At 42.3% G+C, this 14665-nt stretch carries 13 protein-coding genes; 10 read left to right on the top strand and 3 right to left on the bottom strand.

Annotation, left to right across the window (positions count from 1 at the left end; translation table 11 throughout):
* The first annotated feature begins 183 nt into the window (after positions 1 to 183).
* The 10 genes from Q0L00_RS19045 to Q0L00_RS19000 all read left to right on the top strand — a co-directional run bounded on the left by Q0L00_RS19045 (position 184) and on the right by Q0L00_RS19000 (position 10719).
* A complete protein-coding gene (locus Q0L00_RS19045) occupies positions 184 to 1359 on the top strand; it encodes a 6-bladed beta-propeller (RefSeq protein WP_297338484.1) in 1176 nt (391 codons plus the stop codon).
* A gap of 109 nt (positions 1360 to 1468) precedes the next feature.
* Complete coding sequence (locus tag Q0L00_RS19040; protein WP_297338486.1) at positions 1469 to 1882, top strand: Rrf2 family transcriptional regulator; 414 nt, start codon at positions 1469 to 1471, stop codon at positions 1880 to 1882.
* 76 nt (positions 1883 to 1958) lie between these two features.
* On the top strand, positions 1959 to 2237 hold the full coding sequence (locus Q0L00_RS19035; RefSeq protein ID WP_092791843.1) for a DUF2061 domain-containing protein: 279 nt from the start codon (positions 1959 to 1961) through the stop codon (positions 2235 to 2237).
* Positions 2209 to 2910: a phosphoadenylyl-sulfate reductase gene (locus tag Q0L00_RS19030; RefSeq protein ID WP_297338483.1), complete on the top strand. Its 702-nt coding sequence runs from the start codon at positions 2209 to 2211 to the stop codon at positions 2908 to 2910. The genes Q0L00_RS19035 and Q0L00_RS19030 overlap by 29 nt, the downstream gene beginning before the upstream one ends.
* A gap of 189 nt (positions 2911 to 3099) precedes the next feature.
* Positions 3100 to 3996 carry a sulfate adenylyltransferase subunit CysD gene (cysD, locus tag Q0L00_RS19025; RefSeq protein WP_297338482.1) on the top strand — a complete coding sequence of 299 codons (897 nt, stop codon included), beginning with the start codon at positions 3100 to 3102 and terminating at the stop codon, positions 3994 to 3996.
* A 195-nt stretch (positions 3997 to 4191) separates the two neighbouring features.
* On the top strand, positions 4192 to 5451 hold the full coding sequence (locus tag Q0L00_RS19020; RefSeq protein ID WP_297338481.1) for a GTP-binding protein: 1260 nt from the start codon (positions 4192 to 4194) through the stop codon (positions 5449 to 5451).
* A gap of 127 nt (positions 5452 to 5578) precedes the next feature.
* A complete protein-coding gene (locus Q0L00_RS19015; protein WP_297338480.1) occupies positions 5579 to 7678 on the top strand; it encodes a HEPN domain-containing protein in 2100 nt (699 codons plus the stop codon).
* Positions 7675 to 8457 (top strand): uroporphyrinogen-III C-methyltransferase, encoded by a 783-nt coding sequence (gene cobA / locus Q0L00_RS19010; RefSeq protein ID WP_297338479.1) that lies wholly within the window; start codon positions 7675 to 7677, stop codon positions 8455 to 8457. Before Q0L00_RS19015 ends, cobA begins: the two co-directional genes overlap by 4 nt.
* A 225-nt stretch (positions 8458 to 8682) precedes the next feature.
* Positions 8683 to 9297 carry a bifunctional precorrin-2 dehydrogenase/sirohydrochlorin ferrochelatase gene (locus Q0L00_RS19005; RefSeq protein ID WP_297338485.1) on the top strand — a complete coding sequence of 205 codons (615 nt, stop codon included), beginning with the start codon at positions 8683 to 8685 and terminating at the stop codon, positions 9295 to 9297.
* Between the two features lie 96 nt (positions 9298 to 9393).
* A complete protein-coding gene (locus tag Q0L00_RS19000) occupies positions 9394 to 10719 on the top strand; it encodes an AAA family ATPase (protein ID WP_297338478.1) in 1326 nt (441 codons plus the stop codon).
* Between the two features lie 176 nt (positions 10720 to 10895).
* Here the strand turns inward: Q0L00_RS19000 and dnaN are convergent, their stop codons facing one another.
* From dnaN to gldF, 3 genes are all read right to left on the bottom strand, one after another.
* Complete coding sequence (dnaN, locus tag Q0L00_RS18995; protein WP_297338477.1) at positions 10896 to 12020, bottom strand: DNA polymerase III subunit beta; 1125 nt, start codon at positions 12018 to 12020, stop codon at positions 10896 to 10898.
* A gap of 127 nt (positions 12021 to 12147) precedes the next feature.
* A complete protein-coding gene (gene gldG, locus Q0L00_RS18990) occupies positions 12148 to 13833 on the bottom strand; it encodes a gliding motility-associated ABC transporter substrate-binding protein GldG (RefSeq protein ID WP_297338476.1) in 1686 nt (561 codons plus the stop codon).
* Positions 13830 to 14549 (bottom strand): gliding motility-associated ABC transporter permease subunit GldF, encoded by a 720-nt coding sequence (gldF, locus tag Q0L00_RS18985; protein WP_297338475.1) that lies wholly within the window; start codon positions 14547 to 14549, stop codon positions 13830 to 13832. The genes gldG and gldF overlap by 4 nt, the downstream gene beginning before the upstream one ends.
* Positions 14550 to 14665: the final 116 nt, after the last annotated feature.

The raw sequence follows: 14665 nt of genomic DNA, 5'->3' as shown, positions 1-14665 counted from the left end.
AAACCTACAGCTGGTAGGGGAACTATGAAAGATGTACTTGGTGGGGTGGATACGTATATTGGATGTAGCGAACCTGCCCAGACCTTATGTCCAGGATATGGGGAGGCCTCTATTCAATAGGGAATTATTTTAAACTAGGGGCTGCTACATAAGCAGCCTCTTTACCTTAAAACATTACCTTTTATGAGAAAAAAATTCTGGTTTTATATTTTTTTAGTCACGATTATCAGCTGTACTGAACCAACTGAATTAAAAACCTCCGATCAAACTATAGAGATTCAGGTAGAAAATGCGAAAGATGCAAAATTAAGTGTGCTCTATGAAAGTATAGAATATGTTTTGTTGAAAAACTCCGATGAATTTCCATTAGTAAGACCCTATAAATTTAAGTTTTCTGGTGACCTGATGGGAATAGAAGATACAGGTGCAGAACAATATGTTTTTTTTGATTTAAAAGGAAATCCGCGCTTTAAGCTTGTCGCCAGTGGCGGAGGACCAGGTGAATTTCAACGAACTGAGGATTTTCAATTTTCTAATAATGAAATTATTGTCAAAGATCCAATGCTTTCAAAGTTTTTGTTTTATGATCGACAAGGGAATTACCTTCAGGAGGAAAAGTCTAGGGTCAGGACAAGTTACTTTTTTAAAAATGATAAACTTGAGCTTCATTATTCAAAAAATATTAGAGAACATGGTGATTTTGACTTTTACAGGATAGAAAATAACCAAATCATTCCTATAGTTCCCTCTAAGACTTTCATCAAAGATGTGGTTTTTTCTGATATTAATAGTTTTATGATCGACACAAATAGCGAAAGCATTTTATTCAAGATTCCTTATTCTACGCGCATTGTTTTCTTCGATTCTAAGGGGGAAATAAAGGATTTAGTTGAGTTTGATTTTGGCGATAAGTATTTAAGTATAGAGGAGCAATCAAAATTGACACCTGAAGAAAAAGATGCTAAAATAATGAAGGAGAATTTAGTTTCTTTAGGAATTGGCTCATTTTTCCCTTTAGAGGGAGGTTATTTGGCTACCTTCGGTACAGGTTATAAGTATAGTCACCAAGTTTTTTTGGATCAAAATTTTAATGTGAAGGGACATTATTACAAAATCAGAAATGACATTGATCGAATGCCCATAAAAACAGTTCCTTGGTTCTCTGATGATAATCGAATTGGTTTCTATATGCCTTCAGCTAAGTTTTTGGCCAATTATTTAGAAAAATTTGAAATCGGTATGTCTTCAGAACCGAATAGTAATCTCCATCAATTCGTAGAAGAGAATCAATACGAATTAGGTGAAGACTCGTATGTGCTCACCTTTCTAAAAGTAAAAAAAGAGGTTTTCAATGATTAGTTGGATTTTGGCAAAACGCAAAAATTAATTTACTACTTGTTAAATCGTCGAAGATTTTTATTCCCCACCCCCGTACTAGGCTATTCCAAGAATTGGGTTATTTTTGTTTATGCTTTCCAAAAAGACCAAGTACGCCCTGCATGCTCTCACCTATTTAGGCAAGCATCGGGATGAGAAGACCGTCTTGATCCAAGATATTGCCGAGGATCATGGTATCTCCCATAAATTTCTGGAGAATATTCTGCTCGAACTTAAAAAAGCCGGCATTCTTGGCAGTAAAAAAGGTAAAGGCGGCGGTTACTATTTGATCAAGGAACCCAAGGATATCCCGCTTTCCAAAGTCATCCGACTCCTAGATGGACCCATCGCGCTTCTCCCCTGTGTCAGCCTCAACTACTACGAACCTTGTGCAGAATGTAAAGATGAAGCCACCTGCGGCATCAATAAGGTCATGATTCAAGTTCGTGATGAAACCCTTAAAATACTGGAAAACAAGACTTTAGAAGATATTTTAAAAACTTAACAAAATTTTTTCCCTATAAAGTCTATAAAAATGATAGGGTTTATATACTTTTGCTTTTACAATTCGTGTAAAGCTTATGATTCTAGACCAACCACTAAAAAAAGCCTTCGAAAGCAAGCCGGGAAAAGACAGCAACCTGAAGAGTTTGCTCAAGTCGATTTCTTGGCGGATTGTGGGCACGATTGATACGATTATTATTTCCTTTCTTGTTACTGGAGAGCTGACGATGGCTTTGTCCATCGGTTCGGTAGAGGTAGTTTCCAAGATTCTCCTTTACTATCTCCATGAGCGGGTGTGGGAGACCGCGACCAAAACCAAAACAGCTGATGCAGAAAAAGAATATGCACGATCTTGAGCAGCGATTGGAGCAGTTGACTGCGGGAGAAGGCTTGGCGCTGATTGCGGATCTTTTCCCTGGGAAAGTGGTTTTCTCCACTTCACTCGGTCAAGAGGATCAGGTAATTACCCAATTGATTACTTCACAGAATCTTCCGATCCAGATCTTTTCGCTGGATACGGGAAGGTTATTTTCGGAGACTTTGGAACTATTGGCCCGAACTGAAAGCAGGTACAAAACCCGTATCAAAGTCTATTATCCCGATACCGCTGCTGTTGAAAAACTAGTAGCTGATATTGGAATCAATGGATTTTATGAGTCGGTAGAAAATCGAAAATCCTGCTGTTTTGTCCGAAAGGTAGAGCCTTTGAAAAGAGCTCTGGAAGGGAATGAAGTATGGGTTACCGGTCTTCGGGCCGAGCAAAGTGCCAATCGAAGTGCGATGAAGCGAATCGAATGGGATGAAGCCAATCAGATTTTGAAATACAATCCGCTGTTGGATTGGAGTTTTGAAGAGATGATGGCTTATATCAAGAACCATAAGATTCCATACAATCCTCTTCACGATAAAGGATTTATCAGTATCGGTTGTGCTCCTTGTACGCGCGCAATTCTTCCAGGAGAAGATGCCCGGGCAGGCCGCTGGTGGTGGGAGGAATCCAAAAAGGAGTGTGGCTTGCATAGTCGATGACCCGTCACTTCGAGGAGAAGCAACCTGTCCCAAACTTCTTTCAGGAAAGGAGCAATCTCTCAGAGCGCAGACCATCTCCTTGTAAAAAGTCGACAAAGAGGGGCTTTGGGCCAGTTTACTAAATTAAAATAAAAAGAATGATCGTTTGGGCCCCCGCAATGACGGTCCAACCTATTAATCGTATTTCTTATGAACCTATTAACACCTAACCCCAAAGAAGCAGAATCTATTCAGATTATCCGTGAGGTGGCCGCACAGTTTGAGCGCCCGGTACTGCTTTTTTCTGGAGGGAAAGATTCGATTACCTTGGTGAGATTGGCACAAAAGGCCTTTTTTCCGGCAAAAATTCCTTTTCCACTCCTTCATGTGGATACTGGCCATAATTTTCCGGAGACCATCGAGTTCCGAGACCAATTGGTGAAGGAATTGGGCTTGGAGTTGATCGTTCGAAATGTACAGGACTCCATCGATCAAGGGAAAGTTCGCGAAGAAAAAGGACGCTATGCCAGCCGGAATACCCTGCAGACTACTACGCTTTTGGATGCGATTGAGGAATTCAAATTTGACGCCTGCATTGGTGGAGCCCGAAGAGATGAAGAAAAAGCCCGTGCCAAAGAACGGGTATTTTCCGTACGGGATGATTTTGGCCAGTGGGACGAAAAAAATCAGCGCCCCGAGCTGTTTGATATGCTCAACGGTAAAATTCATGTGGGACAAAATGTGCGAGTGTTTCCAATATCCAATTGGACGGAGCTTGATGTTTGGGAGTACATCCGAACCGAAAATATCGCTATTCCGAGTATCTACTTTGCACACAAACGCGAGGTGTTTTTTAGGGATGGATTGATCTGGACAGCCAATGAACATGTATATCGTGAAGCCCATGAGGAAGTAGTTGAAAAATGGGTAAGATTCCGTACGGTGGGTGATATGACCTGTACCGCTGCAGTGCTTTCAGAAGCGGTGAGTTTGGATGACGTGGTGAATGAAATCCGTCTATCCACCCTATCGGAACGTGGTGCCCGCATTGACGATAAACGCTCAGAAGCTGCAATGGAGACCAGGAAAAAAGTCGGATATTTTTGATTTGGCACGTCATTGCGAGGAGGAGGTACGACGACAAAGCAATCTTTAAATTAAAATAGAAACACAATTGAAATACAGTGGAAATAGCTCCCCCAAGCGGGACGAAATACTCGGTTTAACCTGAGTTAACTATATCATCAAAGGAAGTGAGCCTTATTTCAACTTATTTCTACAGTATTTCAAAAAGGTAAGATAATGAACATACAAAACCGAAAACTCATTAAAATCGCCACAGCAGGTTCAGTGGATGATGGTAAAAGTACCCTGATCGGACGATTGCTTTACGATACGCAATCGTTGACCACGGACAAAATTGAGGCGATAGAAAGAAGCTCCCGGCAACGAGGCTATGATTATTTGGATTTTTCCTTGGCTACTGATGGTTTGGTGGCAGAACGGGAGCAGGGAATCACCATCGATGTGGCACATATTTACTTCAATACCGACAAGACCAACTTTATCGTAGCCGATACTCCAGGACACGTGGAGTATACCCGGAATATGGTAACAGGAGCATCTACTTCACAGGTGGCCATTATTTTAATTGATGCCAGAAAAGGGGTGATCGAGCAGACTTATCGTCACTTTTTTATCGCCAATCTGCTTCGGATGAGCCATGTGGTCGTAGCGATTAACAAAATGGATTTGGTTGAGTACAGTGAGGATACGTTTCTGAAAATTAAGGCTGATTTTGATGCCTTAGTGGCCAAAAGCAATTTTGGCGAAGAGCAGATCACGTTTATCCCCGTTTCGGCTTTGAAAGGAGAGAATGTCACGCGTAAATCCGAACACATGCCTTGGTATGTCGGTAACACACTCTTGGATCATTTGGAGGTGTTGGAGCCGGAAGATTTGCAAGAAAGCGCTGCAGCGAGATTTCCGGTACAGTTGGTGATCCGGCCAAAAACCGAAGCCTATCATGATTTTCGTGGGTTTTCGGGGAAATTGTATGGCAATTCCCTGTCTGTCGGAGACCGAGTGACTGTATTGCCATCCGGAAATGAATCTACGATCAAAAGCATCCACTTCTTTGATCAGGAGTTGGAATCTGCCGCACCGGGTTCCTCTGTAGTGTTGACCTTGACCGATGAAGTAGATTGCAGTCGGGGAGATATGATTGTCAAAAGTGGGGAGACTCCCCAAAGCGAGAAATTACTTTCGGCGACGATTTGTCAGGTCAATTCCAAACCCCTACAGGTGGGTCAAAAATATACTCTCCAACACGGCGTCAATCGTGTTTTGGCCAAGGTGGATCGAATCGAGGGAAAGGTTCATGCAGATTTCTCAGGAACTGAGGAAACCGATCAGCTCAAGCTCAATGATATCGGAAAGGTACATTTCCGATTGAGCAAACCGATTCATTTTGACTCCTACCATCAATCCAAGTCCAATGGGGCTTTTATTCTGATTGATGAGGGGAGTTATGATACGGTGTCCGTGGGATTTATTGAATAGTCGATTGAACTGGCTAAGTCTTCAGACTTGTGCTCAGGATACTAAAATATTAGCCTCGACTAACCTCCAGGCTTTTTCTAAGAACCTATAACCTACTTTCCCGATAGGGAAATAAACCTATTACGCTATGCAAAGTTTTCGAACCGAACTGGAAAACCCCATTGTAGAAAAGGACATCATCGAATTGGATCGTAAAATCGCTCTTTTTCGCGAAGGAAAAATCGATGAGGAAAAATTCAGAAGCCTTCGCCTTGCTCGAGGTGTCTATGGGCAGCGGCAGCAGGGCGTGCAGATGGTCCGGATCAAACTTCCTTACGGACGGGCCACCTCGGCACAATTGCGGAGAATTTGTAAGGTATCAGAGGAATATTCCATTGGTCGTCTTCATATTACCACACGTCAGGATATTCAGATTCACTATGTCAGTTTGGATCGTACTCCTGAGCTTTGGGCAGAATTGGAGCGGGATGATGTGACGATTCGTGAGGCTTGTGGAAATACCGTCAGAAATGTTACTGCCTCCGAAACTGCGGGTATAGATCCAAAGGAGCCTTTTGATGTGACTCCTTATGCGGATGCAACCTTTCGGTATTTTCTGAGAAATCCAGTCTGCCAGGAAATGGGCCGAAAGTTTAAGATGGCTTTTTCCTCTTCTGTTGAAGATACGGGATTGGCCTACATGCATGATTTGGGCTTTATCCCAAAAATCAAAGAAGTGGATGGGCAACAAGTTCGTGGCTTTAAAGTCTTACTCGGTGGGGGGTTGGGCTCGCAGCCGCGACATGCAGATTTGATCAGCGAGTTTTTGGAGACCGATCAATTGATTCCATTTATCGAAGCGGTATTGCGGATATTTGACCGGCATGGGGAGCGAGCTAGGAGAAATAAGGCAAGGATGAAGTTTTTGATCAAGGATCTTGGTATTGAGACCTTCTTGGATTTGGTGGAAAAGGAGAAGGCAGCCCTTCCCTTTAAATCCTTTCCGCTTGATTTTGAACATGAGGAAGAAAAAACACTTCCCAATCCTCCCACTGTAGAGGTCGATTCAGCTGAGCTGGGATTGGATTTCGAATTGTGGAAGCTAACCAATGTCCTGGAGCAAAAGCAGAAAGGGTATTTTTCCATCGGTGTTCGCGTGGCTTTGGGAGATTTTTACCTGGATCAAGCCCGACCTTTGGCAGATTTGGTGGAGAACTATGCAGCAGGGGAACTCCGCTTTACCCTTCGGCAAAATATTTTGATTCGGGATGTCCGGGAAGATTTGATCCCCTTCTTTTATCAGGAATTGAAAAAAATCAACTTGGCTCAGCACGGATACAATTCCCTCGGAGATATTACGGCCTGCCCGGGGACAGATACCTGCAATTTGGGAATAGCGAGTTCGACTGGAATTGCCGTAGAGCTCGAAAAAGTCATTGAACAGGATTATCCTCATTTCTTGAAAAACCAGGATTTGGTTATTAAAATCTCGGGCTGTATGAATGCCTGTGGGCAGCACAATATGGCTCATATTGGTTTTCAGGGGATGTCTATGCGTGTAGGGAAAACGGTTTTTCCAGCACTTCAAGTGCTCTTAGGCGGAGGAAATCTCGGCGATGGAAATGGTCGATTTGCTGATAAAGTCACCAAAATCCCAAGCAAAAGAGGTCCTCAGGCACTTCGGGTTTTGTTGGATGATTTTGAGCAAAACGGAAAGGGCTTGGATTTTCTCACCTATTACGACCAGCAAGGACAAATGTATTTTTATGACTTGCTCAAAGAATTGGCGGACCCGGCTGGTTTGGTGGATTCGGACCGGATTGATTGGGGGAGACAGGAAGATTACCAAGTGGCTGTAGGGGTTGGCGAATGCGCAGGAGTGGTGATTGATTTGGTGGCAACCTTGCTTTTGGAGGCAAAGGAAAAGCTGGATCTCGGTCAGGAATCACTCGGAGAGGAACGCTGGTCAGATAGCATTTATCATCACTATGCAAGCTTGATCAATGCTGCAAAAGCACTTTTGCTCAGCGAGGATATCAGCACCAATAGCTACGCGAATATCATTAAGTTATTTGATGAGAATTTTGTTGAAAATGGAAAAATAAAGCTATCGGGAACTTTTGCAGAAAAAGTCTATCAGATCAATGAAAATGAACCGACGGAGGAATTTGCAAAAGCTTATGCTAAGCAGGCCTTGGAGATTTATCAGTTATTGAAATGGTATAGAGAAGAGGAGGTGGAAGCATGAGATCGAATATAACTCCAAAAGTGACACTCGTCGGTGCGGGCCCTGGAGATCCGGAATTGATTACTTTAAAAGGCATTTTGGCATTAAATACCGCCGATGTCGTGCTTTATGATGCACTGATCGATCCGGTTTTACTCAAGCATGCTCCCAAATCGGCATTGAAAATATTTGTTGGGAAAAGGTTGGGCAAGCACAGCACTCCTCAAGAAGATACGAATCAACTTTGTGTGGAATTAGCCAAAAAGCACGGACATGTTGTCCGCTTAAAGGGTGGAGATCCCTTTGTTTTCGGCCGGGGAGGAGAAGAGGTTGATTACATCGAAACTTTCGGGATTTCCGCAGCGGTAGTTCCAGGGATTTCTTCGGCCGTTGCCGTACCAGCAAGTGCAGGGATTCCAGTGACCAAAAGAGGGATTTCTGAAAGTTTCTGGGTGATTACCGGGACAACATCTTCCCGTGAACTTTCTCAAGACCTGGCCTTGGCAGCCCAAAGTACGGCTACGGTGGTGATCCTGATGGGAACCAAAAAGCTGGGTGAAATTACTGAGACTTATCGAAAAATTAGAAAGGAAAACCTACCGATTGCCATTATCCAAAGTGGTACTACTCGGGAAGAAAAAATTACGGCTGGATACATTCAGGACATCGAGCAAAAAGCATTAGAAAATCAGGTCGAAGCACCTGCAATTATCATCATTGGCGAAGTGGTACGGGAAAGTTTGCGATTGGCTGAGGTGTATCGGGAAGCCATATCCGTGGTCAGTTTGCAGTCGCAATAAGTAAAATCCTTTGCGAAATACGATTGAATTTTAGCGCAATTCGTCCAAAGATGTCCGAGTTATGCTGCTTCTCCAGAAGCAGCATTTTCAGTAAACCCGTTAGTTACGTAGTTGGATAGTATACAGGTCCTGCTTCTAGAAAAGCAGGACAGCTGAAGTCTCATGAATACAGTGTGTTTTCAAAAAATCTTGATTCTCTTGTCTTAATTCTTGATTCTTAAAATGATGAACCATCTCTACCCCATATTCCTCAAAGTTCACCAGCTCAACGTTCTGCTCATCGGTGGAGGCTTTGTGGCTACCGAAAAGCTGGAATTCCTGCTTAAGTCAAGTCCAGAAGCCCAAGTGACTGTGGTTTCCAAATTTTTCCGCCCTGAGTTTTTAAAATTAGCAGAGGGAAAGGAAACGGTTACCCTGATCGAAGATTCATATCAAGAAAAGTACTTGGGCGGAAAGCACATCGTGATCGCGGCAACGGACGATAAAAAGGTAAACCGACAAATCCGAAATGAGGCTAAGGAGCGCTTTTTGTTGGTCAATGTGGCAGATACGCCTGAACTCTGTGATTTTTATCTGGGTGGAATTGTGACCAAAGGAAATCTCAAAATTGCCATCTCTACCAATGGAAAATCACCAACGACGGCGAAGCGACTTCGACAATTGCTTGAGGAAGTGCTTCCTGAGGAAATCGATGATTTGCTGGAAAATTTAAATGCCTATCGGGCTACCCTGAAGGGAGATTTTGAATATAAAGTTAAAGCGATGAATGAGGTGACTGAGGGGTTGGTGAATAGAAAGCCTAACGATAGGATGCGCGACTCCCTAAGTTGTAAAGAGTAAATTGAAAAGTAGATTCTAAAAAAGTCACTCAAAATCACACTTTAAGGTATGATTATGTGAAAATTTTCACATTTTTGTTAGATAACATGTGATTTTATGTTTTTTGAGCGAAATATTGTTGAAAAATTAAATGCTTGGTCATCTAGACCTAAGCCAAAACCTCTCCTGCTGAAAGGCGCCCGACAAGTAGGTAAAACTTCTATTCTTAAATGGTATGGGGATAGGGCATATGAAAAAGTTGCCTATTTCAACTTTGACAGGCAGCCTGATATTAAGCAGTTTTTTGAACTGACAAAAGATCCAAAACGGATAATTGAAAACCTCTCTTTGGTCATAGGTTTTTCCATCGACGTCCGGAATACCTTGATCATTTTTGACGAAATTCAAGAATGCAAAGAAGCGTTAAATGCCCTCAAGTATTTTGAAGAGTCCTCTGATCCATTTCATGTGATTGGAGCGGGATCGCTTTTGGGGGTCACTTTGGGAAACACTTCTTCTTTTCCGGTAGGTAAGGTGGAATTTTTGGAAATTTTCCCGTTAACATTTCTTGAGTTTTTGGTTCAGAAAGACAAGGAAATGGCATTCTATATTCAGGGAATAGAGGCTTTAGAACCTATTCCCGATTATTTTTTTAATCGGATTACAGATAGTTTTCGCCAATTTATGATTTGTGGAGGGATGCCGGAATCTGCGCGAGAAATGGTGGAAACCGGAGATTTAAGTCGAGTGGAGGAAATATTGGCGAATATAAACTATGCCTATCAACTCGATTTTTCAAAACATGTGCCGACAAAAGACATCCAAAAAATTTCATATATATGGGACTCAATTCCTTCTCAATTGGCTAAAGAAAATAAAAAATTTCTCTTCCAAGTCGTTAAGAAAGGAGCAAGGGCAAGAGAATATGAAGATGCGTTAACTTGGTTGATTCAAGCTGGTTTGGTTTATAAAGTTTCAAGAATTACAAAAACTGGAATACCTCTTTCGGCATACCGGGATTTATCGGCATTTAAAATTTACTTTTTGGATTTGGGCTTATTGCGTAAAAAGGCAGATCTAGGTGCTACAATGATTTTGAATCCAACAGATCTTTTTACCGAATTCAAAGGTGCTTTAGCCGAAAATTTCATCCTCCAAACGCTTTTAAACCATTTTGAAGTTGACCCGGTTTATTGGACATCAAATGGAAAAGCTGAGTTGGACTTTGTACTTCAGTTTGAAAATTCACTTATTCCGATAGAAGTCAAGTCAGCAGAAAACATCCGAAGCAAAAGCCTTTCTGTTTACAGTCAGGAAAATTCTCCAATCCTGAAAGTAAGGTATTCAATGAGGAACCTAAAATTACAAGATGGCTTAATTAATATTCCCTTGTTTTTGGCTGATCGAACAGGTGATTTTTTGAAAATGAGTTTGAAAGCCTAAACTTAAAATTCGAGAATAAAAAGTTGAATCACACTTTAAGTTCGTATTATGTGATTTATTTCACGTTTTAGTTAGATAAAGTGTGATTTTGAATCGAAGGGTACACGTCCTTTGTTTTGACCCATAAAAAAGCCCAGAATTTCATCCGGGCTTTTGAAGTATTGGGTGGTGGATTTTTATACGTAATTATTTAGCATCACTGGCATTACAAGCATCAGGATGTCTTCGTTTTCATCTTGCTCAGCAGGCAAAATCAAACCTGCACGATTCGGTGCGGAGAATTTCAAGCTGACTTCCTTGCAAGAAAGATTATTGAGCATTTCGACCAAAAACTTAGCGTTGAACCCAATTTCAATATCCTCTCCATCGTGTTCGCAGGAAAGGCGCTCATTCGCTTCATTGGAGAAGTCAAGATCTTCTGCAGAAATCATCAATTCCGAACCGGTCAATTTCAAGCGAACCTGATGCGTAGTCTTATTGGCATAAATTGCGATTCGACGCAGCGAGCTCAACAAATCCTGACGATCAATGGTCATGATGTTTGGATTGTCTGCAGGAATCACATTTTCGTAATCGGGGAATCGCTCATCGATCAGCCTGCAGATCATTTTGATGCTGTTAAACTTGAAGTAGGCATTGGACTGATTAAATTCCACAGTTACGGGAACATTTTCTGACGGAAGTGTGGATTTCAGCAAATTGAGTGCCTTTCTGGGGATGATCAGACTCGCCGGATTTGGTGAAGCAATATCCACTCTGCGATAACGAACGAGTCGATGCCCGTCAGTTGCGACAAAGGTAGTATTGGTTTCGCTCAAATTGATATAAACTCCGGTCATCGCTGGGCGGAGTTCATCGGAGCTCGTCGCAAAAATCGTATTGGAAACCGCGCTTGATAGCACTTCAGTGGACATGTCAACTGTGGTTGCATTGCTGACGGTCGGGATTTTTGGAAAGTCGGTCGCATTCTCACCAGCTAGTCGATAGCGGCCATTGTCAGAGCTGATTTCCACTGCATAGGTATCGTGATCGATGCTGAATGTTACCGGCTGCTCAGGAAGATTTTTTAACGTATCAATCAGGATTCGGGCAGGCACAGCGATGTTTCCATCTTCTTTTGCCTCCACGTGAATTTCAGTGATCATGGAGGTCTGCAGATCCGATGCGGTAATCGTCAAAACGGAATCTTTGATCTCAAAAAGGAAATTTTCTAAGATGGGCACCACAGGGTTGGTCGTGACCACTCCATTGATTGCCGAAAGCTGCTTCAAAAGGGCAGAAGAGGAAACAATAAATTTCATATCGTAGGGCTTATTTGATTTTTACTTTTTGAATGGGGGTAAATTTATAAATAAAATCCAATTGCATGGGGAGGAAATGGCTTTTGAAATAAAATAAATTGCATCTATTTGGGCTTTTTTCCTTCATTTATTTTTTTGAGTATTTTCTTTTTCGGATAAAGGATATCACCGAGCCGATGAGCAATAGGGTAAAAACAGGTCCTAAAACATTGATAAGCTGCCAATAGCTCTTTTGCTGGGCGATTTTGGCACGATTGAGTGGGCGGATTTGGAACGTCCGTGTTCGGCTGGCTATAATTCCCTCGGGATTGATCAGATATTGGCTGAGGTTTCGCAGGAATAATTTATTTGCAAAAATCACTTGATTAAATGGATCATCACCCAGGCTCAAAGGGCTCCCTGTCATAGGGTCAACTTGACTTTGAAAAATCTCCCCATCTCCAATTACTACGACTTTTCCTGCTCCACTTTCTTTAAAATCCTCTTGGTCAAATCCCTCGGGAAGAAAGCGATTTTTGTACAATGAAGTGAATTCTCCTTCCAGTAAATACGCAAGCGGTAGTTTGGATTGATTGTAGCTCGCTAGATCAGGTTCTTGCTCCATATCCCGAAATGCCACCCGTGCCGGAGCCGATAAAATCCGTGAGTTTTCAGAACTGAAAAGCAAAGGTGTTTTTTTGATTCCTTTGGCCATTACCGTGTCCAGACTACTGGCAAAGCGCAAATACACGACATCCAAACCTTTGGTAATCGGGTGGCTTTGCATCCGAGTGGATTGTATATAAAAAGGCCAAGGCAAGGGCACTAGTTGATCCTGATCGCCGTAATTTCCTCCCATGACCGGGAAATAGCCAAAATTCAAATCTTGAATCAAGTCTTTGTTGACTCGAATGCCATATTTGAAAAGAAGATTTTCTAATCCATTTTCAAGGGGCATGGCCAAGGTTCCATTGTCTCCACCCGCCTGCGAAACATCGACCGCTACCCCATCTGTAAGCACAACCAAATTCCCTCCATGCATGACATATTGATCGAGCAGGTAAATTTCGCGCTCTGAAAAGGACTCCCACGGCCCTTGGATAACAATAATTTTAAAATTGATCAAATCTTCCACTGTTCGGGCTTGCTCAAGGGGCACCTTAAATACCTCAAAATCTCCATCAAGCGCCTCGACTAACCCATAACCTTCATCCTCGCTCATTTCACCATGACCCATAATCATTGCCAAGGCATTATCACCCGATTCGGTCAACTTTCGGATAGCATTGGCCAGCTCAAATTCAAGATTTTCAATAGACTGATTGAGGATTTGATCTTCGCTCATGCCCATTTCTCCTTTTAAAACCAGTGCGCCAGTTTCATATTCCTCATTGTAAACCAAAATTCCGGGAAATACCAACTCGGTCCGCTGTCCCCCGGTTTGTCGGATCCGAAGGTTAGTGGGATTGATGCCATAATTGGCGAGTTCTACGATAAATTCCTCCTGTTCTGCCTCAGGAATACTGAGTGGGTCAAAATAAGAAAATGTGATTTTTTCGGGACTATAGGCATTAAACGTTCGTACAGTTTCCTCAATGGAGCGCTGCAATCGGCGCATTCCGCCGGGTAAATCATCACCCTTAAGGAGGATTTCTACATGGACTGGCGATTCAATTTGGGAGAGAATTTCTTCGGTGGCAGGATGAATGGAGTAGCGTTTTTCCTCCGTTAGATCTATTCGAAAATTGACAAATTGATCTAGAATAAAAAGTATCAGCAGTCCTGCTAAAAGGATACCAAAGCGTAAAAGGGCATGTTGTTTCAGTGTTTTCATTTATTTTTTAAGACTAAAACCGACAATCCTAAAAACAACCAAATCATCCCGATCAGAAAGAAAACATCGCCAGAATCTATCACTCCTCGGCTTAGGTTAATGTAATGAAAGCTCAAGCTAACTTCTTCAACCCAATATCCCCAGTCACCCAAAATAAGATCGGCTAGCGCGGAAAACCCAAAATACAACACGAAGCAAAGAAATACGCCCATAACAAAGGCTACCACTTGTTGAGAGCTGAGTGAAGAGGAGAAAATACCCACTGCTCCGAATACCGCTCCAATCATCAGCAAGCCTATCCAACTTCCAAAGAAGCCAGCCTGATCCAGATTTCCCGCAGGATCACCCAGCTGTAAAATACTGAAATAATATACAAGCGTTGGAATCACCGCCAATAAAATCAACAGCAGTAAGGCCAGGTATTTGGCAAGGATGATTTGAACCAAGGATAGCGGGGAAGTTCTCAGTAATTCCCAGGTATTGTTTTTCCGCTCCTCCGCGATTGCCCGCATCGAAAGTGCGGGGATCAGAAATGTGAAAACGTAAGGAGTATAGGTGAAAAGTGGTTCCAAATCCGCGTAACCATAATCCAAGACACTGGTTTCGGGAAATACCCAAACGATCAAGCCCATAGCCACCAAAAACATCGCCAAAATCAAGAAGCCCAAAAGGCTACCGAAAAATGCGTTGATTTCTTTGAGAAAAAGGCTTTTCATCTGTTTATAATTGTTTTTTAGCGGTCATATGGAATCTTCGCATTGATTATAATCATCCCTTTGTGTGTCGCTTTAGTCATGCTCGATTTCATCTGTTTATAATTGTTTTTTAGCGG

It is taken from the genome of Algoriphagus sp. (assembly GCF_024305035.1).
Lineage (GTDB): Bacteria > Bacteroidota > Bacteroidia > Cytophagales > Cyclobacteriaceae > Algoriphagus.
This window is presented reverse-complemented; position numbering and strand designations above follow the sequence as displayed.

What these genes read in the sequence shown, in the direction of transcription:
- Q0L00_RS19045 (WP_297338484.1), top strand. Translation starts at nt 184, where the DNA reads ATGAGAAAAAAATTCTGGTTTTATATTTTTTTAGTCACGATTATCAGC.
- Q0L00_RS19040 (WP_297338486.1), top strand. Translation starts at nt 1,469, where the DNA reads ATGCTTTCCAAAAAGACCAAGTACGCCCTGCATGCTCTCACCTATTTA.
- Q0L00_RS19035 (WP_092791843.1), top strand. Translation starts at nt 1,959, where the DNA reads ATGATTCTAGACCAACCACTAAAAAAAGCCTTCGAAAGCAAGCCGGGA.
- Q0L00_RS19030 (WP_297338483.1), top strand. Translation starts at nt 2,209, where the DNA reads ATGCAGAAAAAGAATATGCACGATCTTGAGCAGCGATTGGAGCAGTTG.
- cysD (WP_297338482.1), top strand. Translation starts at nt 3,100, where the DNA reads ATGAACCTATTAACACCTAACCCCAAAGAAGCAGAATCTATTCAGATT.
- Q0L00_RS19020 (WP_297338481.1), top strand. Translation starts at nt 4,192, where the DNA reads ATGAACATACAAAACCGAAAACTCATTAAAATCGCCACAGCAGGTTCA.
- Q0L00_RS19015 (WP_297338480.1), top strand. Translation starts at nt 5,579, where the DNA reads ATGCAAAGTTTTCGAACCGAACTGGAAAACCCCATTGTAGAAAAGGAC.
- cobA (WP_297338479.1), top strand. Translation starts at nt 7,675, where the DNA reads ATGAGATCGAATATAACTCCAAAAGTGACACTCGTCGGTGCGGGCCCT.
- Q0L00_RS19005 (WP_297338485.1), top strand. Translation starts at nt 8,683, where the DNA reads ATGAACCATCTCTACCCCATATTCCTCAAAGTTCACCAGCTCAACGTT.
- Q0L00_RS19000 (WP_297338478.1), top strand. Translation starts at nt 9,394, where the DNA reads ATGTTTTTTGAGCGAAATATTGTTGAAAAATTAAATGCTTGGTCATCT.
- dnaN (WP_297338477.1), bottom strand. Translation starts at nt 12,020, where the DNA reads ATGAAATTTATTGTTTCCTCTTCTGCCCTTTTGAAGCAGCTTTCGGCA.
- gldG (WP_297338476.1), bottom strand. Translation starts at nt 13,833, where the DNA reads ATGAAAACACTGAAACAACATGCCCTTTTACGCTTTGGTATCCTTTTA.
- gldF (WP_297338475.1), bottom strand. Translation starts at nt 14,549, where the DNA reads ATGAAAAGCCTTTTTCTCAAAGAAATCAACGCATTTTTCGGTAGCCTT.